The following is a 23249-nucleotide window of genomic DNA, read 5'->3' as shown; positions in this document are numbered from 1 at the left end:
GTCGGACAGATGTCGGCCGAACTGGCCCAGAAGCTCCAATCCGCCGGTCTGCTGGGCTTCGTGGTCACCGTCTTCAAAGCCTATTACCGCGTTCGTGAGGCCATGGCCGGATTGTGGGGCGCTTTTTCCCATGCCTTTGGTCGCATCCGCGCCATCCTCGAACCGACCGTCCGCACCCTGATGAGCGCCTATGCGGCGCTGGCCAGCGCGGTCTTTTCGGTGGTGGAGATCTTCGGCGTGGCCGCCAGCGCCACCGACGGCTCGTCCTGGCGCACCTTCGGCACGGTTATCGGCACCGTCGCCGGTGTGCTTCTGCAGGGGTTGGCGTTCGCCCTGAAGATCGTGGCCTGGAACCTGTCGCTCATCGTCCGAGCCCTGGCGGTGGTGGTGCGCAGCGTGGTCTGGGTCGGCAAGGTCATCGTCGGGTCCCTGTTCGGAGCGGCCAAGTTTATCTACAAGTTCCTGTTGCCCGTGCGCATGATCGGCGAGGCCTTCGTGGCCGCCGGAAAGATCGTCTATGCGGTCTGGCAGGTGCTGACCGGCGACATTTCCCTGCTGGACGGTCTCAAGGCCATCGGCGGCGCGGTCTACGATTTTGTTGCCACCCCGTTCCGCTGGGCGCGGGATGTGGTGGTCGGTGTCTGGAATTTCATTTCCGGGATATTCACCTCCATCGGACGCCTGGTGGCTGACGCCGCCGGACAGATCGGCCAAGCGATTCTGAATCTGCCGATCATCAGCACCCTGCGGGATCTGTTTGCCACCGTGCGCTCCTTCTTCGCCGGGGATACCACCTTTTTCGAGGCGGGCAAGAAGCTACTGATCACCCTTGGCGAAGGGATCTGGTCGGCGGTGACCTATCCCTTCACCATGCTCAAGAACGCTTTGGGCAAGCTGCGCAATCTGCTGCCGTTCTCCGATGCCCGTGAGGGACCGCTCGCCAGCCTGACCGCCTCCGGTTCCGCGCTGCTCAAGACCCTCGCCGACGGCATGAGCCTTACCCAGTCGCTGCCCGCGAAAGTGTTCGGCATCGCCGCTCGCGGGATTCTCACAGCCGCTGCGGGAGCCTGGCAGCAGATCAAGACGGCGGGCGGCAATCTCATGGACGCCGCCTCGGCTCCCTTCCGCATGGCTGGAAAACTCTGGGATGGGTTGACCTCCGGGGCTCAAACCGTCGCGGCCAAGGCCGGTGCCATCTTCGGCGGTCTCAAACAATCCCTGTTTGGCGACACGCCCGTACTGGCGCTCAAACCGCCCCAGGTCAATGCCTGGGACGCGCTGGCCACGGGAGCCGTCAATATCCGCGACCGGATCGTTGCCACACTGTCGGCCGTTCCCGGCGCTGTCGGTCGAATCTTTACCAACGCCGGTGCCGAGGGGCAAACCCTCTGGCAGAGGCTTTCGAGCGGCGCGAGCGCGGGCATTCAGGCGATCAAGGATAGAAGCGCCGGGATCGCCAATGGTTTGCTCTCCTCCGCTCGCGCCATGCTGGGAGTCCAGCCCCCGATTCCGCAGGTGGCCGAGCGGAAGCAACCACTCGGGACCGAGCCGCCCGCCGAATCGATTGGGCAACGCATCATCGAAAGTGTACTCAGTCTCGTGCCGCGTCTGGACGAGCGCTTGGTGCCCAAGGCCCTGAGCGCCATGCTGATGCTCCAGCCGGTCATGGCCACTGCCGCGCCGCCTCCGCAACCGATGAACGGCATCGTGCAGACCGTCGCAGCGGCCGTCGAGCCGGTAAGTAAGAGCTATATCCAGCCGTTCGCGGTGGAACCGGCACTGGAAAACGGAGATGCCTCTCTGGCTCCGGCCGGGATCGAGCGGCCCAAGACAACCGCGCCGACTCCGATAGCGAAGCCCCTGCAATCGGGACTCGCCGAGACGGTGCCTTCCGAGCGGTTGATCGCTCCGGCTCGCACCGCTCCCGCGACACCCATGCGCGGAGAGGAAGCCGGTCCGGGGCTGCGCGAACTGCTGGAATCCTTGCTCTCGCGCCTCGATGGCTTGGCCGACCGCCCGGTGGAACTCAGCGTGACCACCAACATCGATGGCCGGAAGGTGGCCGAGGCCGTCTACAAGGATCTTCGGGAGCGGAAGATCAGAAACTACGAAACCCTTTGAGAGAACCGATGAAACGCATCTTTGTCTGCAGCCCGTTCGCGGGCGACATAGCCCGAAACGTCAAGGTCGCCGAGGCACTTTGCCGCCAGGTCATGAGAAGCGGTCACGCGCCGTTCGCGCCGCATCTGCTGTATCCGACCTTCACCGACGACAGCGTTCCCGAGCAGCGGGAGACGGGCATCGCCTGCGGCCTGGCCTACATGGAATGTTGCGACGAGGTGTGGGCGTTCACCGGCAACGGCATTTCCAACGGCATGCGGCGGGAACTCGACCGGGCCGGACAACTGGGCAAACCGATCCTCGAGATCGTCGAGATGTAAGCAATGGCCTGGGATCAACAACCCATCAAGGGATATCTGGTGGACGCCGACACGGGGGAGCGGCTCGAATTCCAGTACAACCCCAACTCCATCAGCGACGAGAAGTCGACCGACTACGCGACGATCAAGATCCCCGGTATGAGCCACCCGCGCTACCAATACGTCGCCGGGGAACCGCGCCGGATCGCCTTCAAGGTCGAGCTGTTCAAGGGGCCGGTGAAACAGAAGGTCGACTGGCTCCGCTCGCTGCAATATCCGGAACACGCCGGAACCATGCTCAAGAACGCGCCGCACCGCGTACTGCTGATTTTCGGCGATCTCTACCCGGGCGTGACCTGCATCGTCCGTCAGGTGAAGGCGCGGTTCTTCGGCCTGTTCGACCGGGACAACCTGCTGCCGCAACGGGCCGAGGTGGACATCGTCCTCGAGGAATACGTGGACCGTTCCATCAACTGGTCGGAGGTACGTTCATGATCAGCCGTGATTCCCGCTACGCCCGCTGCGTTCTCTACCGGGACAGCGACGGCACCTCCCTCGGCATGCGCCAGCGGATCGACACTACTCCGAGATATGACGACCGCCTGCACACCGTGGTTGAGGGCGACCGTCTGGATCTGCTCGCGCACCGCTATCTGGGTGACGCCCGGCTCTGGTGGATCATCTGCGACTACAACGACATCTTTTTCCCGTTGGCGCTCGAGCCCGGCTTGGCGCTGCGAATTCCCTCCCGCGAACACGTTCAGATGCGCCTGCTCGACTGAGACCTCCGACACCTCGCCATGCCTTCCGGTAAGTAAGCAGGGAACTGCGAACCGCCGGAGATACGCATGGATCTGGATACCTTCAAACCGACATTTCTGATTCAGATCGAGGGGCAAGACCTCTCGAAGGACATCACCCAAGAGATCACCTCGTTCATATTCACCGACAACGAGGAGGAGCTGGATGTCCTCGAACTGTCGGTGACCGACCGCAACCTGCAGTTCGTCGACGATCCGCTGTTCCAGGAAGGCAACGAGATCGTGGCCCGCTTCGGCTACGTGGGGAACCTCTCTCCGCGCAAGAAGGCGGTCATCAAGGACATCGATTACGACTTCCCGGAAAACGGCGATCCAACTATCCGCATCAAGGCCTACGACAAGGGCTTCAAACTGGCGGGCAAGGAGAACCAAAAAGTCTGGCAGAAACCCGCTCCAGGCATCCTCTATTCGGAAATCGCCGAACAGATCGCCGCCGCCAACGGCCTCACGCCAGTGGTCACGGCCACCAAGGGAACCCATCTCCGCGTTACCCAGAGCAACATCTCGGACGCCCAGTTCCTCAAGGAGCTGGCGGAAAAGGCCCGCGACCGCGATGGCGACGGCATGAGCGGCTATGTCTTCTACATCCAGGACGACGAACTCCATTTCCACCCCCGCGAGCTCGACCAGACGCCGCTTCTGACCCTCGAATATTTCACCGACACCAAGGGCCTGTTGCGCTCGTTCCGCCCCAGCACCCAATCCCAGGGAGCCAAGGGCGCGGGTGTCGAAACCAAGACGGTCGGCGTCGACCCGCGCAAGAAGGACGTGGTCGAGCACAAGGCCAACAACGCCACCACCCCCGAGCGGACGGCCCTGGGCAAGCAGACTTATCTGGTCGACGGCAACACCGGCGAAGGCAGCTTCAAGGAACAGGAGACGGGGCAAATCGTGCCCAGCTTCGACCGTTCCGAAGGCTTTCACGAAGAGCCGCGCCAGGAGCCCGCCCAGGACAGCGCCGAAGGCAAATTCCGCGAGGCCGAGCTGCGCCAGGTCGAGGCGGATGCGGCCACCATCGGTATTCCCCAGCTACGCGCCAAGAAGAACGTCGATATCAAGGGCGTGGGACGGAAGTTTTCCGGCATCTATTACTGCCACTCGGTGCGCCACAGCATCAGCGGCGCTGGCTATCTCTGCGAACTCAAACTCAAGAAGAACGCCCTCGGCAAGGGCGCGGGCGACAAGTCCGCCGAGTCCCAGGGCAAACCCAACGACAAGGAGGCCCCGCCCACGCCGCAAAACGAGCCGCCAGCCATGGTGACCATCGACGCGGATTCCGGCGCGGTCACACAAGGAGGCGGCAATGGGTGATCTCAGCAAGAATTTCAACCGTTCGGAATTCGCCTGCAAGGGCAAGAACTGCTGCGGCCATTCGGCTGCGGTCCATCCCGACCTGGTCGACGCCCTGCAGGCTTTGCGCGACCACATCGGCAAACCGCTGTCCATCACCAGCGGCTTCCGTTGCAACCGGCACAATAAGGCGGTGGGTGGCGCGGAGCAGAGTTTCCACACGCTGGGCATGGCGGCCGACGTGAGCTGTCCCGCAGGCGTTTCGCCCGAGGAACTGGCGGTCATCGCCGAGGAAATTCCGCTCTTCCGCGAGGGCGGCATCGGCGTCTATGCCTCCTGGGTCCATCTCGACGTGCGCCAGTCGGGCAAGGCGAGGTGGCGGTCATGAGCGCCGAAACCAAGACCCAGTTTTCCGGCACCGCGCTGGGTCTCTCCGGGCCGCTTCGGGTGGAGATACTTCCCAATGGAATGACCGCCAGGCTGACTCAGCCGTTCCGTGTCCGTACCGGCGCTGGCCGCATCATCGAAGTGCCCGCCGGGTTCGAGACCGACTTCGCCTCGGTGCCGCGCCTGTTCTGGCGCGTGGTGCCGCCCTGGGGGAGATATTCCCCGGCGGCCGTCGTTCACGACTACCTCTACCACACCGGCAAGGTCTCGCGGCTTGCTGCCGACCGCGTCTTTCTCGAACTGATGGCGGCCCTGGGCGTGCCTCTGTGGAAAAGACAGGTCATGTATTGGGCGGTTCGCCTTGGCGGCTGGCTGGCCTGGGACACCAGTCGAAAACGGGAGACGGAGCATGCTTGAAACCCGCGACCGTCAATCCGAGGAGCGCTACCGCAACCGCTGGTACGGCAAGTACCGGGCCTTCGTGCGCGACAACAACGATCCCGAACGCCTCGGCCGGGTCCGGCTGGAGATCCCCGCCGTGCTCGGCAGCGGGCGGGAGAACTGGTCCGAATGGGCCGCTCCCTGTTTCCCCTACGGCGGCAACGACGACACCGGCATGTTCCTGATCCCCGAGGAAGGTGCCTCGGTCTGGGCCGAGTTCGAGGGCGGCGTCGTCCAGTATCCGATCTGGACCGGGGTCTGGCTGGCCAAGAGCAATCCCGGCGAACAGCCCGAGGAATCCAAGCGCACCTGCGCGAATGCCTTGTGCCATGACTGCGAGGACAAGGTCGAGCATCAGGTCAACCGGCATGACGATCTCGAACACAAGAAGTACCACGACCATCCGCCGTATTACTGCCCGCGCCTGAAGGTCCTGCTCAAGACCGAAACCGGCCACACCATCCTGGCCGATGACCGCGACGGCGACGAGCTGCTGCGGATCATCGACCGCGCCGGACAGATCCTCACCATGGAAGGGAAGGTGAAGCCGGAGATGCAGAGCGGCAACGCTCTGCGCCGAGGCACGAAGGACGCTGAGAAAGGCGACCAGCTCGACATCGCCTCGCAGATCGTCGGCTCCCGCGCCCGCATCCAGCTCACCGACCTCTGCCGCCAGCAGGTGATCCTCGAAGCCTGGCAGGACAAGGAGAAGGTCCACATCCTCTCGTGCGACAAGGGCCGCTCCCGCTGGCAGAAGATCCTCATCGATACCACCAAGGGTCGGGAGAAGGTTCACATCTGGGGACTCAACGGCACCCAGGAAATCCTCGTCGATTCCACCGCCGCCGCCGAACAGATCCGGCTGACTGACAAGGCCGGTCAGGTGGTGCGCATGAACGCCGCGCCCGGCCAGGAGAGCATCAGCGCCACCGACAAGTCCGGCAGCCTCGTGTTCATGGATGGGGTGGCTGGAAACATCATCATTCGCTCGACGAACACCGTCTTGATCAACACCTGAAGGGAAGCATCGCATGGGAGAAAGAACAACAACGCCCTCCGGACTTTCGGCCAGCGAGGAATTGCTGGCCCGGACCTTCGATCATTGGCGGGAGGAATTCCGCAGCATCCTCGAAAGTCACCGCCGGGAAATCCAGGACCGCCTCGAGAAGATCGAGCGTGAAATCGAGAAGAAATCGGACAAGGAAAACGTCGAGGTGCTGGTCCGCTCGATTTATTCCGATCTGCACCGACACGCCGAGGAGATCGACCGGCTGCATGCCAGGGTCGGCTCCAAGATGGGGACCGAGACCATGTGGAAGATCGTCGGCCTGGTGTTGACCATCGGCAGCACCATCGGCGGACTCGTCGGCTTTCTGATCCATCTGCTGCTGAAAGTGAACCCATGAGTTCCCAGGCGCGACTCGGCGACATCAGCAGCCACGGTGGCGTCATCATCACCGGGGCAAGCCGAACGCTGGACAACGGCATGCCCGTGGCCCGCATGGGGGACCTGCACGTCTGTCCCATCCCGGGGCATGGCGTGACGCCCATCGTGACCGGGAGCTTCGACACCATCACCGAAGGATTGCCCAACGCCCGCATCGGCGACATCACCGCCTGCGGAGCCATCATCGTCACTGGCAGTCCCAACACCATCGACAACTGAGGGGGACGCGATGAACAATCTCGAACAGCCGCAGGAACCGCACTACTGGGATGTTTTCCCGAAACTGATCCGGGTCTCGCGATCCCCATTCGTTCAGCGTATTCCGCTCTCGATCCGTGGTCTGCCCGAAGCGCCGGTGTTCGAATCGTCCAATCCCGACGTGGCCAGTGTCGATGAAGACGGCAATGTCGAATGCGGCTTCGTTCCCGGAGCGGCCATGATCCTGGTCTGGGATTCACCCGAGCGGCTCAGCCTGCGGCACGTTCAGGTCGAGGTCTATGGCGGCGGCGTCTCCGCACCGGTGGAGGTCCCTTCATGACGGATGCCCCGGCAGCCTTCAGCCACTGGGAGGTACAGCCTCGCTCCATCCGCCTCTCCGCTGGCGAGTTCGAGCAACGGATTCCGCTCTCCCTGCGCGGCGACGTGGACGCTCCGGTCTTTGCCACCAGCAATCCGGAGGTCGCGGAGATCGGGCCGGACGGTGTCATTCGCTGCGGCTGGACCATCGGCAACGCCGTGCTCATGGTCTGGCGATCCTCGGCCCGGGACAGTCTCCGCCATGTTCTGGTGGAGGTCCGCGATCCGTCCTGGTTCGCCGACCACCCGGACTTTGCCAGCGGAGCCACGGTCTTCCTCAGCGGCATGGTGGTCAACGCCCTCAATACCAGCGGTGTCGGAAACGCGCTGATCGAATTCCGCCGCTCGGAAACCGGCCCGGCGGCGTACCAGACCTTCGCCAACGCCTATGGTGGGTTCGAGCTGTCCGTACCCGAGGGGTTATATTACGTGGAGGTCACCGCGCCGGGATACATCGCCTGGCATGACTGGGTGAATGCCGACCCCAACACCTCCGGCGACATCCAGATCGTTCTCTCGCCCGAGCTCGACGGCCAGGTCGCCCGCATCGTGTTGCAGTGGGGCCTGAATCCCCGGGACCTCGATTCCCATCTCACCGGACCGACGCCATCCGGCGGCAGGTTCCATGTGTTCTATTCCCACACCATCGAAAACGAGGCGGCGGAATTGGACGTTGACGACACCAGTTCCTACGGGCCGGAGACCATCACCATCCATCGGCTCATCCCCGGTGTCTACCGCTACGCGGTCCACGACTACACCAACCGCAACGCCAATCCGAGCACCGGCCTGGCGCAGTCGGGAGCATCGGTGAAAGTGTTCCTGAACGATGGCCGTGAGCAGACCTTCACCGTTCCCAACGCCCCGGGCACGGTCTGGACCGTGTTCGAAATAGACGGTGCGACCGGGACAGTGACGCCGGTCAACGCCATGAGCTATCAATCCCAACCAGCCAATGTCGGCATGTAATGGAGGTTGTCCATGATTTCCGAAGAACCCGCCGACTTGCAGGCCACCATCGAACAAACCGATTCCGGCGAACAGCAGTATGTGCTGCGGGTGCTCTGCGATCACCTGTCCGGCATCCGTGAAGAACTTTCCGGCATCCGCACGCTGCTGGAGGCCAGTCACGCCGCCTCGGAGGCGATGCGTGGCCAGGCCCAGGCCTATCTTGAGGCCCAGCAGGCCAGGACCCAGGAGTACCTGGAGCAGGTCCAGATCGAGCCGGAGCCCGATTTTTATCCCTTTGTCGAACTGCCTGTGGGCACCGAACCCCGGGATCTGCCGGATGGCAACCGGCTCTTCACCTTGCCCGACGGCATGATCCTGCGGACCACGGACGACCAGCGCATCTGCGTTATCGACGGAGGAGAACAGCAGGTCATCACCCCCGGACCCGGCACGGCCACCGAGGTCGCCCCGGGACGCCTTTACACCCTGGTCGAGTCCTATCTGCGCTCGACCCAGGAGGCAGCCGGTATCAGCGGACTGCCTGCCGGGATCGAGCCGACCGCCATGGGCGCGGAACGCTTCGCGGTGGTTCTGCCCGAGGGCATCCGCCTCGACGTCGATCACCGGGAGCGTTTCATCACCCTGATCAACCCGGCCGGACCTATCGACATCATCGGCATCGGCCGCATCGAGGGCATCGGCGAAACCATCGCTGCCCGTCTACTCTCCGGCGGAGCCAAGGGATTCCAGTGCGGCCAGTCCGGCCACGGTGGGTTGATCGAGGCGGACGGCACCATCCATCTGGGGCTCAAGAGCGGACTGGATCTGGTGATCCGGTTCCAGGGAGAACCTATCGACGACGACGCACCGGAAAATGGCTGCTCGGGACAGTGCGGCATCGACTGCGAGGAGCGTACCTGATGAGCTACGATTTCCTCGGCAAGGGATTGCGCTACCCGTTCCGGTTTCAGTCGGTATCCGGCGGCACCCAGATCTCGACCGCCACCTCGCGGGAGCACGAGCATATCCGCGAAAGCATCCTGCAGATCCTCGGCACCCGGATCGGCGAACGTTTCATGAATCCGGAGTTTGGCTCCCGGCTGAAGGATCTGGTGTTCGAACAGAACGACGAGGTGCTCAAGGGCCTGCTGCGCCATTACGTGATCGACGCCATCAAGCGCTGGGAAAAGCGGGTGATCATCACGGAGGTGCGCTTCGACGACCGGCCGCTGAACATCGACGGCAACCTGCTGCTGGTGCATATCGCCTACCGGGTGATCCAGAGCCAGGTGGACGGCAACCTGGTCTATCCCTTCTACAGAGAAGACCCGAACAATCCCGCGCCCAGCTATCCCCAGCCGGAGCCCGAGCCGGAACCGCCGCCGGTGCGCAGCGTGCGCCTGTCGCCGGACGTGCGCTCGCTGTTCAATCTGCTCTGGTTCGACGCGGCCGAGATGAGCCCCGATCCGGATGATTCCCTGATCTGGCCAGCGGGAGAATACGAAGTCGCCTACATCGAGGGAGCCTTTCAGGACCGCAACGGCAAGTGGATCGTCAGCGATCCGGGTGACAACCACGGCCACTACCTGACATTCGAGGGAGCGCCAGAAACGGAAGCGCCCCAGGCCGAGCACGCCCTCTATCTGGCCGCGAGCGGTCTGGGCTTCGACACCCAGAGTCAGGCGGAAGACAACGCCGCTGGCACCGTTCACCGGATCACCACGTTGGAGCCGGGCCGCATCGGCCTGTTCTATTTCGAGGGCAAGAAGGAATCCCACTACCTCAACAACACCTCCGGGCAGCCCAATCCCGTCTGGCAACTGCGCGGCCCGCTCTGAGGCATCCCGCCTCCGACACATCCAGGTCCCTTCCGGTAAGTAACCGGCGTGGCGAGAGCATCAGGCGCTCTCGCATAACCGCCGAAAACCGGAGAGACCATGGGCCGCGCAAGCATCGGATACATCAACAAGGATTACGAATCGATCCGTCAGGAGCTGCTGGCGAAGATCCCGCAGCTCACCGACCGCTGGACCGATTTCAACCACTCCGATCTCGGCGTCGTCCTGCTCGATCTGTTCTGCGGCGTGGGCGACATGCTGGCCTACTACCTGGACGCCCAGGCGGCCGAGGCCTTTCTGCCCACGGCCCGCCAGCGCCAGAACGTCATCAACCTCTGCAAGCTCATCGGCTACCGGCTGGATTCGCCGGTGGCCTCCACCACCACGCTGCGTTTCCGGCTCTCCGCCCCGCTCGGCAAGGATCTGACCATTCCGGCGGGAACGGCCTGCCGCGCCTTGCTGAGTGACGGCGAGGCGGATTTCGAGACGGTCGAGGACGGCCTGCTCCCGCGAGGCCTACTCTCGGTGGACATCCCGGCCCGGCAAGGCGTGCGCCGCACCGAGACCTTCACTTCGACGGGGCTGCCATTCCAGCGCATCCGCCTGACCGGCGACGTCATCGCCCAGGGCACCATCACCGTTACGGTGGGGGACGACGCCTGGAGCGAGGTCGATCACTTCCAGGACAGCCTGGCCGACAGCCGCCATTTCATGGCCGACCTGGACGCCCTCGACATCTCCACCCTGATTTTCGGCGACGGACAAAGCGGCGCTGTACCCGCTCAGGGAAGCGCCATCGCCGTCAGCTATCTGCAGACCATCGGGGACCAGGGCAATCTCGGTCCGAACCGGATCACCCAACTGCTGAGCCCGGTCTACCTGAACGGCGGCCAGGTCTCCCTGACCGCCACCAACCCGGTACCCGCCACCGGCGGCGCTTCGCGGGAAGCCCTCGAACACGCCCGCCGACAGGCACCGGCGGAGCTGCGCAGTCTCTGGAAAGCCGTCACCCTGGAGGATTACCAGGCGCTCGCCGAAGGTTACCCAGGCGTCGCCAAGGCCAAGGTGCTCGACACCAATGCCTGTCAGAACATCCGCTATTACAACGTTCAACTGGCCATCGCCCCCAACGGCGGCGGAATGCCCTCGGCGCTGCTCAAGCGGGACCTCGCCGAGTTTCTCGAACGCCGCAAGGTCATCACGGTCGAGATCACCCTGTTCGACCCGATCTACCGGCCCGTTTCCATCGACGCCGAGGTCTACATCTGGCCCGGTGAACCGCTGGAAAACGTGCGCAGCCGTATCGAAGCCGCCCTCACCGATTTCTTTTCTTTCGACCGGGTCTCCTTCGGGCAGACCATTCACTTCTCCGACCTGGTGGCGCTGATCGATGGCGTGCGCGGCGTCAGCCACATGCATCTCTACGCGCCGCAGCAGGACATCGAGCTGCGCCACGGCGAAATTCCGGTTCTCGGCAGCGTCAACCTCGATCTGCGGAGGGCCGGTTGATGTCGGATTGGTTCAAGGACAATCTGCTCGGCCTGCTGCCGCCGCTTTACGAGCACAACGACGAAGCCGGTGACCTGCGCACCTTTCTGAGCCTTCCCGCCGGGACGCTGGACGAGCTCAAGCAGGCCATCGACGACTTCCCGACCATTTTCGATGTCGATCACTGCGACGAGCGCTTCCTGCCGCTGCTGGCGAGACTGGTCGGCCTCGAAGTGGACGGCACCTGTTCGCCAGACTGCCAGCGCCGCCGCGTGCGGGAGGCGGTCGAGATCTATCGCCGCAAGGGCACCATTCCGGCCATCGAACGCGACTTCGACTCGCTCGGTTGGCAGGGGGAACTGCAGGAGACCTTCCGCTCGGCGCTGCGTCTCAATGCCCGCTCCAGACTCAGCAGCGCCAAGCTACCCGGGCTGGTGTTCAGCCTCGGCGTGTTTCGCGTGCTGTGTCTCAACCAGACCGAGGGACTGCGCGACGCCCTGGTGTTTCACCACCCGGCGGGCACGCGCTGTTTCTGGCTCCAGTTTCTCCTGGAATGGATCGAAGGCGGCGCGATGCTCGACTTCGGGCATGCCAACGCTGTGCGCCGGATCGTGCTGGCGTTTCTCGACGAGACCTTCGTCCTTGGCCGCTCCTCGCTCGGTTCCTGCCGTCATCTGACCAACAAGCAGAGGGTCTGGGAGCTTCTGCAACTCACCAGTACCACTGAGATGATCCCGGAGATCGACCGGGCCGCCGTAAAAGTCTCCCGTTTTCAAGGCCGCCAGAACCGGATGCGCCTGAACCACAAGGCCCTCAACGACTGGCGGCTTCCGTACACCCGCGTCGGCGAGGACCGGGTTTCCTTCTGCACGCCCATCTACACCGGCCGCGACTTCGAAGGGGATGTGCTGGAAAGCGGCTTCGGGCTGGGCGAGAGCCATCTCAACCGCAAGCCGCTGACCCATGGCGAGACCGCGCTGCGCTACTGCTTCCGGCAAAAGGATTTCTTTTTCGACACGCAGGCGGAACCGGTCGAGCGGGCGGAGGCCAAGTACGATCTGCGCCTGCCGCTGGAATCTCGGTACCGCCTCTGCTTCCAGCTTGGCCGCGCCAGGCTCAACGAAGGTCTCGATCTCACCGCCAACCAGGGCGGCATCAGCAATCTGCTGCTCGCCTCCACCGCTGGCTGCGACGCGGACGTCACCCTGGCCGTCGACCGGATCGACCGATGGCGGCGGAGAGGGCCTGTGTTCCGGCTCAACGCGAACACCCTGAACACCCGGTATCTGAGCAATGCGAATCTGACCGGCGAACGGGCCTCGCTTGAAGTCTACGTGGACACGGGCTCTCTCCAGCGCCATCGGGTCGAGACCATGAAGCTGGGCGCAAGCCCGCTCAACACCACCGGCCTGCGTCTCTCCGTGGACCGGACCCGCCCCCTGCGCGTCAGCCGCATGCGCCTCAACCAGGCCGGATTCCGCTGGTCGCGGCCTTCCTACCACTGGCTGTTCCGTCAGCAGGACCTGCACGCGCCCACGCAGGCCGGGTTCGAGGCCGCCACCAATAACTATCGCGCCACCCAGTGGCCCACCTGAAGGAGAACCCATGGCGATTCACCTCTATCTTGACGAAGCGCTGACTCAGCAGATTTCCGAGGGGGATTTCAGCCGCCCCGAGGCCGAGAGCTACAACGGCACCGATGGCGACATCAAGGACCGGCAGCTCTACGTCGCCAACGAGCAAACGAGCCTCCCCTCGGCCATCGACGCGGCGCAGCCCTCCATCGCCCTGGCCGAACCGCGCTTTGCTGACGGCGAACTCATCATCATCGACGGCGAGCAGATGCTCGTCGAAAGCGGTGGCTGCACCGTCAATCTCACCGTGCAGCGGGGCGTGGCCAACACCGCTCCGGCCGCGCACGACGCCGGGACGACCATCTATTCCGGCTACGACTACACCGGGCTGGTGCTCGATCCCATCGATGAGACCGGCACCGACGAAGCGGTCTGGTACCGCCTGGCCCGGACCCAGGCCGAACTCGACACCGCCACCCAGGGCGCACCGCTCAATCTCGGCGACAAGGCATTCCAGCAGACGCTGTCTTTCTGGCGGCGCTGCACCGTGCTCCCGGGCACCCCAGTGCAAAACAAACTCGACATCAAGCTGCGCCTGACCGGCACGGAAAACCCGATTCTCTAAGGAGGCCGCCATGGCATACCACAGCATTCAAGGACTCGCCCACGGTCGGCTCGACCTGCTCAATCAACTGCGGACCTTTCTGGTGACCACCACCGGATGGACCCTGCACGACGATCAGTCGGCCGACCCACAGCCGTATTTCGTCTTCAAGTCGCACGGGGAATCCGGGGCCGAGGACGTCTATCTGCAGTTCCGTATCAGCACCACCTCCGGGCGGATTCACGTCGCGGCATTCCAGTATTGGGACGCGGCCACCCACACCGGCGTCAACGAGGCGTCGCACACCAGTTACACATACCTGCGGGTGGAGGACAGCGCCGACTTCATCTTCTGGCTGTTCGCCGACCTGGATCACGTTTTCGTGGTCACCAAGCTCGTCTCCACCTACTACGGCCATTACAGCGGATTGCTGAAACGGTTCTGGTCCGGGGCCGTCGCGCTTACGCAGGCGGCGGTTACTGCTGGAAGCGGCGTGGTGCTTCAGGTCAACGACGCCACCGTGGTCACGCCCGGACAGGACTATGTGATCAAGGACGACGCGGGCATCGAACGCGTGCGGGTGAGCGCCATCGACACCGCCGTCACGCCAAACACCATCACCGTCGAAACCCTCGTTCGGGATTACGCCTCGGGAGCCAAGATCGGTGAGGACCCGCAGCCGGTCATCAACAGCTACTACAACGCACCGGGTACCTTCTACGCCGTGAACAAGTTCGACGGCTGGACTTCCGCGTCCGGCCAGCAGGGCCGCTGCGGCGCGGCCAACGGCGGTCTCCAGGGCGAAACCGATCCAGAGATGCGCTACGGCACCACCATCCTCTTTCCCTGGCTCGCCTCGATGTCCGGTTCCGCCGCCTACCAGGAACTGCGTGGCGAACTCATCGAGATCTTCGCCGTGGGCGGCGGCAACGTCGCCTCGGAAGACACCATTCAGATCGGAATGGACAGCTACCGCGTGTTCAATCTGACCACCGGCGGCTGGTGCGCGGTGAAGGAGTAACGCCATGGCAACGCATAGCGGAAAGCTCAAAATCGTCACCACGATCACCGGCCAGCGACGCCCGGAAACGCTCCTGTCCATGAACCGTGGTCAAGCGCTCAAGCTCTGCGGGAGGATTCGCCGTGGCCGTGCATAAGGGACAACTGGCATCCATCACCACCCGCAGAGGTATCCGGCGGCCGGAACTGCTCGCCATCGGCGCGGCGCAACCCGGAGCGCTCTTCGAGCTGTTTTCCGTGGCACCGGCCAGGCGCACGGTGATGGTCCGGGCCGACAGCGCAGTACGGGTCGCCCATCGGCTCGAACGTCGATCCGACCTCGCGCTTCGCGTGAACAACCGCCTGAACCGGAGCACCGATCTGTGGCTCGTCATCCATGGCCGTCTGGGCGTCGATGCCGACACGGCGGTGCGAGTGACGCGCCCCTGGCTGCGGAGCATCGACACCAGCGTCCGGACGTCCGGCGCACACATCAGCCTATCCGACACCGTTCAGCGCATCGCGATTCCGGCCGGTCTGCTGGCCGACACGCGCCAGATCCTGTTCGCGGTGCTCATCGATCAAGACCACGAAATTCAGACCTAAAGGAGAACAGCAATGGCACTGGGACTCATCGTTAAAACCGGCCGGATACTGACGGCCAAACTCCTCCTCGGCCAGGCCGTGGACGGCATCACCCACTGCGCCATCGGCGACGGGGATGCCAGCTTCACCGACCCGCAGAATCCGCCCGCGCCGGATATCGGCCAGACCGGGCTCAGAAACGAACGTGCCCGCAAGCGCTACTACAAGCGGACCTTCCTCAAGGAGGACGCCGAAGGGGCGCTCCTGGTCAACGGCGTGCGCTACCTGGAAACCGGCGAGGAGACCAACACCATCGGCGTCTTCTTCCGCTTCGACGAGGCCGAGGCCAACGGCATCACCATCCGCGAATACGGCTTCTTCGGCGGCGACGTGCAGTACGTGGCCAGCACCACCGGGGATCTCGCCATGGGCGGCGTGTTCCATCAGGACACCAACCCGACCGGCGAGGTGCTGCGCCCGGGCTACCTGTACGAGGTGAAGAACATTCCCGACTTCAACAAGATTTCCGACACCCGCGTGGAGCTGGTCGGGATCATCAAGATCTAACTGGAGGATTCAAACATGAGCATCTCACGCGAAACATTCGACCCGACCAAGAACTACAAGCGCATCCGCTACCATCAGGATCGCGACCTGCTGGATTCGGAACTCAACGAGCAGCAGGACATCATCAACCTGGAGCGGCGCAAGATCGCAGACATCCTGTTCAAGGAAGGCTCCATCATCATGGGCCTCGAGGTCAGCTCGGCCGCCAACGTCCTGACCCTGGCCCTTGGCGTGGTCTACATCGACGGCCATCTCGAACAGGTGAGCGGCGCGACCCTGACCTATGATCCGGCCACCACCAGCGGGGCCGATTACGTTTACGTGGAGCTGCTGAAGTACAACTACGGCTACACCCAGGACCCGGCCCTGATCAACCCGGCCACCGGCGAGCCCACCGCCGAACGGGAAAAATGGGCGCTCTCCCTCAAAGCGACGGACACCAGCGGCCAGACGCTGCCCAACAACGTGACCGAGCGCCGGGTGATCCCGATCTACAAGTTCGACCGCGAGAGCGGAGACGTCACGCCCACGGTGCAGGAGAAGTCCAACCTCTACCTGCGGGATCTGCTGGGCACGCTGCCGGGCAGCCGGATCACCGTTTCCTCGATCACCGAGGACCAGCTCTCATTCGCCGCCGCCGAGGGGCTCAATTCCCTGATTCAGAACCTGGCCGAGCGCACCTTCGACCAGGCCGGAAGCTATCTGGTGCGGGGCTTCGACACCTTCATCGGCGGCGTCGACGACGACAGCGTGGAGGCGATCACCAACGCCGGACGCGCCTACATCCAGGGCTTCCGGCATCAGCGCGATCTGCCCACCTCGACCCTGGTGCCCAAATCCATCGCCACCAAGTCGGTGCGCGGCGAGCAGAAGACCTTCGACATCAACAAGCGCCGCTATCCGGTCAACTCCACGCCGCTCAAGGAGACGACCCAGGTGGAGGCCATCGTCGAGATTACCCGCAACGTCACTCGCGGCTCGGTGGGCGGCGGCGAAGACCTGCTCGACCCCAATCCCGTCGTGGACATCCTCGAGGTCAGCCAGGGGGCGACCATCTTCCAAGAGGGCGTGGACTGGCAGCAGTCGGGCAACCATGTCGACTGGCTCGGCTCCGGTAACGAACCGGCCATCGGCACCACCTACACGGTGCGCTGGACCTACACCAAGCAGATGGTCAAGGGCACCGACTACGTGGACAGCGGCTGGTTCGGACAGGCCAACCATCCGGCGGCCGGAAACTATTTCTATCTGGTGACCGCCTACAACGCCACCGGCGAGACGGCCTTCAACGCCGGTGCGGTCGTTGCCCGGGCCACCACCGCCGGGGAGATGAACAAGCTCTGCTGGCTACCGGTCAGCGGCGCGACCGGCTATCGCGTCTACCGGGCCGCCACCAACGGCGCACGCACCGACTACAAGCGACTGATGGAACTGGGCAGCGAGGCGCTCTCCTATGTCGACGACGGCGTCGAGGAGATCGGCACCGCTTCGCCTCCGGCCACCAACACGGCCGGACTCACCATGTCGCCGGTCCAGCTCGAGCTGGGCAACCTCAACGTGATCAACTTCGGACGCGGCAGCCTCGGCGACCAGCCGGTGAACGGTTCCAACTGCAGCCTGGACTACGACTATTACCTTGGCCGTCGCGACATCGTTTACGCCACCACCACCGAGATCAAGCGGCTGGAAGGGGCTCCAGCCGATTTCCCGAAGCTGCCCATCGTGCCGGAAAACGCCCTGGGGCTGTGCAGCATCGACTGCCCGCCCAACTCCACCGACATGGAAATCCACAACTTCGGCCTGACCCGCATCACCATGGACCAGATCCACGACATCATTCAGGACGTCGAGGACCTGAAGTACAACGACGCCCAGTACCAGATGAACAACGAACTGCAAAACCGGGACGCCCAGACCAAAAAAGGCATCTACTCGGACGACTTCTCGAACACCGCCCAGTCGGACATCTACCATGCCGAATGGGACGCCCGGGTCAACGAGATCGCCCGTTTCGTCGCGCCGGACCGCATTCCGCACTCCACGGTGCTCTCGGTCGATCAGGCGGGCAGCAACGCGAGCTTCTTCGGCAGCCTGGCGCTGCTGCCGGGCAACGAGACCGTGCTGGTGGAGCAGAACGACTGGTCCGAGGAGCGCAACATCAACCCCTACGCCGTGTTCGACAAGCCCCCGGCCATGCTGCAGATCACGCCCAACCTCGGGCGGCGCGGCCAGACCGGCATTGCCGTAACCGGTATCAACTTCACCCCGAGCAAGTCCGGCATCGTGCTGCGCTGCGACGGCCAAGTGATGGCCAGCAACCTGATCAGCGACGAGGCCGGTCGGGTCAGCGCCTCCTTCACCATTCCGACCAACGCCCGCAACGGCAACCGCATCGTGGAGATGGCCGACGGGGTCTACTCGGCCCGGGCCAGCCTGCAGATCAACGATCCGCTGGTCATCACCCGCATCGAGCGCATCATCGAAAACCGCATCATCCGCGTGCCCGTGGTGCAGGTGGTCTGGCGCACCCAGACCATCTTCGTGCCCCGCGATCCGCTGGCCCAGACCTTCAGCTTCACCCAAAACCAGGTGATCTCCAGCATCGGTCTGCAGTTCACCGCCAGGGACCCGAGCATCCCGGTCACGGTGCAGATTCGCGGCGTCACCACCGGTCTGCCCAACGGCGTGGTGTTCGCCGAGAAGGTGCTGGCCCCGAACGAGATCAGCCTGAGCGGCGAGACCCGCATTCGCTTCGACGACCCGTTCTACGCCGAGGCCAATACCAGCTATTCCGTGGTGCTGCTGACCAACAGCACCAATTACAAGGTCCGCACCGCCACCCTCGGCAAGATGGGCCGCTGGGGTATCATCACCCGGCAGACCTACATGGAAGGCGTGCTGCTGGAGAGCTCCAACGCCGAGACCTGGACGCCGCTCAACGGCTCCGACCTGGCGATGAAGATCTACGGCTACAACTTCCAGTCCGAGGGGATGATCCGCTTTCAGCCGATCACCGGCGTGCAGTTCTCCGACATCAACCTCGACGAATACTCGGCCATCCCCCAGGGCACCGGCCTCGACTGGGAATACTCCACCGACGGCGGCGTGACCTGGGACGCCATGGTTCCCGCCGAGGAGGAACGGCTGCCCAACCTCGCCACCCGGGTCCAGATCCGCGTGCGTCTGAGCAGCTCGCTTTCCAACGACACCCCGGCCATCAACTTCCGCGACGTCAACCTAGTGGGCTACCTCAACAAGACCACCGGGGCCTACCTGACCCGCGAGAACGAGCTGACCCAGGGGGTGGAATCGACCAAGGCCTATGTGCAGATGCAAATCCCCAGCGGCACCACCCTGCAATGGTTCGCCAGCAACGACGGCGGCCTGACCTGGGAGGCGATGACCATCCAGGAGACCCGGCCCATCGACGAGAACTGGACCGAGTACACCCTGGTGCGAACCTTCACGGACAACACCGGCAACAAGGTCCGCTACAAGGCCGAGATGACCGGCACGCCGCTGATCTACCCGCGCATCCATTCGCTGGGCGCGACCCTGAGCTAAGGAGGCACGGCCATGATCGTTCGACGCAAAGGCGGCCTGACCGAGTTCATCCCCACGCCGCAGGAGAAGCGCGACGGCCTGATCCGCGACCACGCCCTGGGTCTGCTGGAGAATCTGCACCAGCGCCTGGCGCGGCTGGAACGGGCGTCAAAGCTCCCGACCGACGAAGCGGAGGCCTTCACGGCGCTGCTGGCGCGGATGCGGGCCGACGAGTCGCGCAACCTCGAGCTGCACGCCAGCCTGATCACCTCCGATACCGCTTCTGGCTGACCGGCTCACTGCCACCGCCAACCCAGAAACCCCGGATACGGCCAGCCCGTTCCGGGGTTTCGGCCGCCTGTGCGCCGCCCAATCCGGACAAACTCGCAAGTCATTGAAAATAAACGTGTTAAATGTCGGCTTCGGCTGTTCTTCTACTTGATTTGTGTCCGGAAAGAAGCATTCATTCATGGTGTAAGCGGAGGCTGAAAAGCCTTGCCAGACAACGACTTAGAAGCGCCACGAACGACGGAGGCACGCATGAACCTGAAAGAGATCCACTACGGGATCGAGATCGAGACCGTAAAACGCACCCGGGAGCAGATCGCCTGGGCCATCCACTCGGTGGTGGGCGGCACGGTCCGCCATGTCGGCATCCCCAGCAGCTATGACCCCTGGGAGGTCGAGGACCTGCGAGGCCGCGTCTGGAAGGTGGTGGGGGACGCATCCCTGACCAGCGTCCCGGCCCATCTGCGGGCCGAGGTGGTCAGCCCGGTGCTCGGCTACGACGACATCCCGCAACTGCAGGAGGCGGTCCGGGCCATCCGCCGCGCCGGAGGCAAGATCAACAGCCAGTGCGGCATTCACATCCATATCGACGCCGCGCCCTTCGACGGCAGACACCTGGGTAACCTGGCCAAGATCATCTACAAGCAGGAGCCGCTGATCCTCCACGCCCTCGGCATCAGCCGCGACCGGCTCAATCGCTACACCCGGCCGGTCAGCGACGAGCTGATCCAGCGCATCGAACAGCATCGCCCCCGCACCAAGGACCAGCTCAACCGCATCTGGTACGGCTACCACAACCGCCAGCCCCAGCACTACGACAACAGCCGCTACCACGGGGTCAACCTGCACAACGTCTGGTACCGGGGCACGGTGGAGTTCCGCTGGTTCGAGGCGACCCTCCACGCGGGGCGGATCAAGGCCTACCTGCAATTCTGCCTCGCGGTGGCCGCCAAGGCGCTCAACGGCCGGGCCGCTTCCAGCCGCAAGCGGGATTTCGATCCCCAGAGCGCCAAGTACGACTTCCGGGTCTTCCTGCTCCACCTCGGCCTGATCGGCGACGAGTTCAAGACCGCCCGCAAGCATTTGATGGCCAACATGCCCGGCGACGCCGCCTTCAAAAACGGACGGCCCAAACCGGAGGACGTCCTCCCGGACGAAACAACCACCACTCTCACCAACGAGGCCGGGCAAGTTCCCGGCCTCACTGTTTAAGGAGGTGCCCAATGAAGATTCTGATCCGCTCCACCACGCTGGACGGCGAACCGATCCCCGGCAGCGGAGAAACCCTGCAGGCCGCCGACTGCCTTGAAATTGTCGAGCTGATGCGCGGCCAGACGCCATTCACCGCCAGCCGAGCGCCCAGGGACTACATGACCGAGGTGCTCTCCGGCATCGAAGGCGGACCGACCCGGCCATTGCCGGAGGATGCCGCCGCTGCGGCCGCCGAGTTTCTCACCCGTCTGGCGCGGCACGGACTGATCGAGTTTCTGCCCGACGACAAGGCCAGCGATCCCTGGCCGGAACGCTTCCTCGAAGCCCTGGAGACGGTGCGGCTCTCCGGGCGCACCAATATGCTCGACCACCCGGAGGTGACCCGGCTGACCGCCGATATGGGCTACCCGGAGGTGGCCGAGTGGCTGGCGGACCACCGGCGCGAATACGCGGCCTTCGTTCTCGAAGGAACGAGACCGCTGCTCGGCAAGAACTTCGGCGGCAAGGAGGACCCGGCTCCATGTGCGGACAAGTAGGCATCATCTTCGGCCGCAAGCACAGACGGCCCAACGAGCGGGATTACCTGCGCGAGGTCTTTATCCGCATGCTGCTGCACAGCGAGGAGCGCGGCCCGCACGCCTCCGGTCTGGCCTGGCTCAAGACCGACGGCAGCCACCGCATCTTCAAGCGGCCGATGCGGGCGCACGAGCTGGTCTACGAGAAGCCGTTTCAGGAGCTGCTTGGGCAGGTCGACAACGAGACCACCATCCTTATGGGCCACACCCGCTGGCGCACCCGGGGCAACGAGTTCAATAATCGCAACAACCATCCCATTCAGGCCGGGATCGTCATCGGTACTCACAACGGCACCCTCTACAACGCCGATTATCTGTTCCGCCGTCTCGGGCTGCCGCGCTATGCCGAGGTGGACAGCGAGCTGATCTTCCGCCTGGCCGACCGCTTCGCGCCCGAAGGCCCCATCGACCAGGAGGGCCTGAAGAAGGCGCTTGCCCTTTGTCGCGGCCAGATGAGCGCCGTGCTGGCCTCGCGGCTCGCCCCCGGCACCATCACCGTGCTCAAGGGCAACAAGCCGCTCTGCCTGCGCATCCACCGCCAGCACCGGGTGGTGCTCTACGCCTCGGACGACGCCTTTATCGACTTTGCCGTGGACAACGAGAAGGGTTGGCGCGAGCTAGAGGTGCCGCCCATGACCATGCTCACCATCCGCCACGAGGATGTGCGGGCCATCGAAAACAGCGAATTCCGCTTCATACCCCAGGAGCGCAAAGGGACACTGCCCGAAGGAGTGAATGCATGAACATTGGAGAATCCTCGAAGCTGAACACAAATCCGGAAGACAGTCCCGAGACCATCCTCCGGCTCTTCGTCTACGGCACCCTGAAACGGGGCTACTGGAACCATCAACGTTTCTGCGCCCAGGCCCGCAGCACCGAACCGGCCGTGGTCTGGGGCAGGCTCTACCACCTCCATGCCGGGTTCCCGGCGCTTGAGGTGCCGGAAGGGCTGATCCTGGCCCGGGGCACCGCCGACCCATTAGCCGACGCCCGCAGGCAACAGGAGATCGGCACGCCGCGCTTCGGCCGCCCGACCGGCGACTGGGATCTGATCTATGGGGAACTGGTGACCTTCACCGCCCCGCAACGCGACCTGCCGCCCATCGACCGGCTGGAAGGATTTCGGCCCGGCGGGCACAGCATGTATCAGCGGGTGATGGTGGCGGTGCTGTGCGGGCGCACCTCGATTCCTGCCTGGACCTACTGGATGCCATGCATTGATAACGGCACCCGGCTTGACACCGGCGTCTGGCATCGAGCGTGATAGAAAATAATCGGCTCAAATCGGTAAAGATCGTTTGACATAGCACATAGCGTCTTTGTATATTAAAGGAGTTTTTTAACCTGGGAGAGGTGCGTCCAGTCTCTCCCGTTTCGCCTCTGTCGGACGTGGCAAACAACCAAAGCGCCCGTGGAGCAAGAGAATGAACGAGATGGAAGACCGCTGGTTATCAATAACCGAGATTTGCAAGTACCTCGGGGTCAGCAATGACACCGTTTACAAGTGGATCGACAAGCATGGTATGCCCGCCCACCGCATGGGTCGTCTTTGGAAGTTCAAGAAAGATGAAGTGGACGAGTGGGTCAAGGCTGGCGGCGCGGCCGAGCCTGCGGAAACCGACAAGAAGCGCAAGGAGTAATAG

Annotated in this window: 27 protein-coding genes; all 27 read left to right on the top strand. The window is 63.8% G+C overall.

Features of this window, described 5'->3' with window-relative positions:
- Positions 1–2129: 2129 nt before the first annotated feature.
- The 27 genes from BUC26_RS15330 (at position 2130) to BUC26_RS15205 (ending at position 23246) form a co-directional block, all read left to right on the top strand.
- The gene (locus tag BUC26_RS15330; protein WP_028577508.1) at positions 2130–2441 is read left to right on the top strand and encodes a DUF7768 domain-containing protein; all 312 of its coding nucleotides are present in this window, start codon (positions 2130–2132) and stop codon (positions 2439–2441) included.
- Between the two features lie 3 nt (positions 2442–2444).
- On the top strand, positions 2445–2915 hold the full coding sequence (locus BUC26_RS15325; RefSeq protein ID WP_011366981.1) for a CIS tube protein: 471 nt from the start codon (positions 2445–2447) through the stop codon (positions 2913–2915).
- Positions 2912–3202 carry a LysM peptidoglycan-binding domain-containing protein gene (locus BUC26_RS15320; RefSeq protein WP_028577507.1) on the top strand — a complete coding sequence of 97 codons (291 nt, stop codon included), beginning with the start codon at positions 2912–2914 and terminating at the stop codon, positions 3200–3202. The genes BUC26_RS15325 and BUC26_RS15320 overlap by 4 nt, the downstream gene beginning before the upstream one ends.
- A gap of 66 nt (positions 3203–3268) precedes the next feature.
- Positions 3269–4552 (top strand): phage late control D family protein, encoded by a 1284-nt coding sequence (locus BUC26_RS15315; RefSeq protein WP_028577506.1) that lies wholly within the window; start codon positions 3269–3271, stop codon positions 4550–4552.
- A complete protein-coding gene (locus BUC26_RS15310; RefSeq protein WP_028577505.1) occupies positions 4545–4919 on the top strand; it encodes a YcbK family protein in 375 nt (124 codons plus the stop codon). Before BUC26_RS15315 ends, BUC26_RS15310 begins: the two co-directional genes overlap by 8 nt.
- Complete coding sequence (locus BUC26_RS15305) at positions 4916–5335, top strand: DUF1353 domain-containing protein (protein WP_028577504.1); 420 nt, start codon at positions 4916–4918, stop codon at positions 5333–5335. Before BUC26_RS15310 ends, BUC26_RS15305 begins: the two co-directional genes overlap by 4 nt.
- Positions 5328–6377: a phage baseplate assembly protein V gene (locus BUC26_RS15300; RefSeq protein WP_028577503.1), complete on the top strand. Its 1050-nt coding sequence runs from the start codon at positions 5328–5330 to the stop codon at positions 6375–6377. Before BUC26_RS15305 ends, BUC26_RS15300 begins: the two co-directional genes overlap by 8 nt.
- A gap of 13 nt (positions 6378–6390) precedes the next feature.
- Positions 6391–6765, top strand: coding sequence for a hypothetical protein (locus BUC26_RS15295; protein ID WP_015721232.1), 375 nt, complete (start codon positions 6391–6393; stop codon positions 6763–6765).
- Positions 6762–7025, top strand: coding sequence for a PAAR domain-containing protein (locus BUC26_RS15290; RefSeq protein ID WP_013258605.1), 264 nt, complete (start codon positions 6762–6764; stop codon positions 7023–7025). The genes BUC26_RS15295 and BUC26_RS15290 overlap by 4 nt, the downstream gene beginning before the upstream one ends.
- A 10-nt stretch (positions 7026–7035) precedes the next feature.
- Positions 7036–7344, top strand: coding sequence for a hypothetical protein (locus tag BUC26_RS15285; protein WP_020886740.1), 309 nt, complete (start codon positions 7036–7038; stop codon positions 7342–7344).
- Positions 7341–8351 carry a carboxypeptidase regulatory-like domain-containing protein gene (locus tag BUC26_RS24165; RefSeq protein WP_028577502.1) on the top strand — a complete coding sequence of 337 codons (1011 nt, stop codon included), beginning with the start codon at positions 7341–7343 and terminating at the stop codon, positions 8349–8351. The genes BUC26_RS15285 and BUC26_RS24165 overlap by 4 nt, the downstream gene beginning before the upstream one ends.
- A gap of 12 nt (positions 8352–8363) precedes the next feature.
- Positions 8364–9254: a hypothetical protein gene (locus BUC26_RS15275; protein WP_028577501.1), complete on the top strand. Its 891-nt coding sequence runs from the start codon at positions 8364–8366 to the stop codon at positions 9252–9254.
- Positions 9254–10171, top strand: coding sequence for a GPW/gp25 family protein (locus BUC26_RS15270; protein WP_028577500.1), 918 nt, complete (start codon positions 9254–9256; stop codon positions 10169–10171). Before BUC26_RS15275 ends, BUC26_RS15270 begins: the two co-directional genes overlap by 1 nt.
- 99 nt (positions 10172–10270) lie before the next feature.
- Entirely contained in the window at positions 10271–11680 is a 1410-nt protein-coding gene (locus BUC26_RS15265) for a baseplate J/gp47 family protein (RefSeq protein WP_028577499.1), read from the top strand.
- A complete protein-coding gene (locus BUC26_RS15260) occupies positions 11680–13254 on the top strand; it encodes a phage tail protein (RefSeq protein ID WP_028577498.1) in 1575 nt (524 codons plus the stop codon). The genes BUC26_RS15265 and BUC26_RS15260 overlap by 1 nt, the downstream gene beginning before the upstream one ends.
- Before the next feature lie 10 nt (positions 13255–13264).
- Positions 13265–13858: a hypothetical protein gene (locus tag BUC26_RS15255; protein ID WP_028577497.1), complete on the top strand. Its 594-nt coding sequence runs from the start codon at positions 13265–13267 to the stop codon at positions 13856–13858.
- Positions 13859–13868: 10 nt separating this feature from the next.
- Positions 13869–14858 carry a hypothetical protein gene (locus tag BUC26_RS15250; RefSeq protein WP_028577496.1) on the top strand — a complete coding sequence of 330 codons (990 nt, stop codon included), beginning with the start codon at positions 13869–13871 and terminating at the stop codon, positions 14856–14858.
- 4 nt (positions 14859–14862) lie between these two features.
- The gene (locus tag BUC26_RS24435; RefSeq protein ID WP_278594068.1) at positions 14863–14994 is read left to right on the top strand and encodes a hypothetical protein; all 132 of its coding nucleotides are present in this window, start codon (positions 14863–14865) and stop codon (positions 14992–14994) included.
- Positions 14981–15442, top strand: coding sequence for a hypothetical protein (locus BUC26_RS15245; RefSeq protein ID WP_028577495.1), 462 nt, complete (start codon positions 14981–14983; stop codon positions 15440–15442). Before BUC26_RS24435 ends, BUC26_RS15245 begins: the two co-directional genes overlap by 14 nt.
- 12 nt (positions 15443–15454) lie before the next feature.
- A complete protein-coding gene (locus tag BUC26_RS15240; RefSeq protein ID WP_028577494.1) occupies positions 15455–15988 on the top strand; it encodes a hypothetical protein in 534 nt (177 codons plus the stop codon).
- 15 nt (positions 15989–16003) lie between these two features.
- Complete coding sequence (locus BUC26_RS15235; protein WP_028577493.1) at positions 16004–19552, top strand: DUF4815 domain-containing protein; 3549 nt, start codon at positions 16004–16006, stop codon at positions 19550–19552.
- A 12-nt stretch (positions 19553–19564) separates the two neighbouring features.
- Positions 19565–19822, top strand: a complete 258-nt coding sequence (locus BUC26_RS15230) for a hypothetical protein (RefSeq protein WP_022993020.1) — start codon at positions 19565–19567, stop codon at positions 19820–19822.
- A 249-nt stretch (positions 19823–20071) separates the two neighbouring features.
- Positions 20072–21031 (top strand): amidoligase family protein, encoded by a 960-nt coding sequence (locus BUC26_RS15225; RefSeq protein WP_028577492.1) that lies wholly within the window; start codon positions 20072–20074, stop codon positions 21029–21031.
- A gap of 11 nt (positions 21032–21042) precedes the next feature.
- Positions 21043–21567, top strand: a complete 525-nt coding sequence (locus BUC26_RS15220) for a DUF5049 domain-containing protein (protein ID WP_028577491.1) — start codon at positions 21043–21045, stop codon at positions 21565–21567.
- Positions 21552–22349, top strand: a complete 798-nt coding sequence (locus BUC26_RS15215) for a glucosamine 6-phosphate synthetase (RefSeq protein ID WP_028577490.1) — start codon at positions 21552–21554, stop codon at positions 22347–22349. Before BUC26_RS15220 ends, BUC26_RS15215 begins: the two co-directional genes overlap by 16 nt.
- Entirely contained in the window at positions 22346–22870 is a 525-nt protein-coding gene (locus BUC26_RS15210; protein ID WP_028577489.1) for a gamma-glutamylcyclotransferase family protein, read from the top strand. Before BUC26_RS15215 ends, BUC26_RS15210 begins: the two co-directional genes overlap by 4 nt.
- 160 nt (positions 22871–23030) lie before the next feature.
- Complete coding sequence (locus BUC26_RS15205) at positions 23031–23246, top strand: helix-turn-helix domain-containing protein (protein ID WP_011367784.1); 216 nt, start codon at positions 23031–23033, stop codon at positions 23244–23246.
- The last annotated feature ends 3 nt before the right edge of the window (positions 23247–23249 follow it).

Origin of the sequence: Desulfofustis glycolicus DSM 9705 (genome assembly GCF_900130015.1) — a bacterium.
GTDB lineage: Bacteria > Desulfobacterota > Desulfobulbia > Desulfobulbales > Desulfocapsaceae > Desulfofustis > Desulfofustis glycolicus.
The sequence above is the reverse complement of the archived record's forward strand: the minus strand, read 5'-3'. Positions and strand labels throughout refer to the sequence as shown.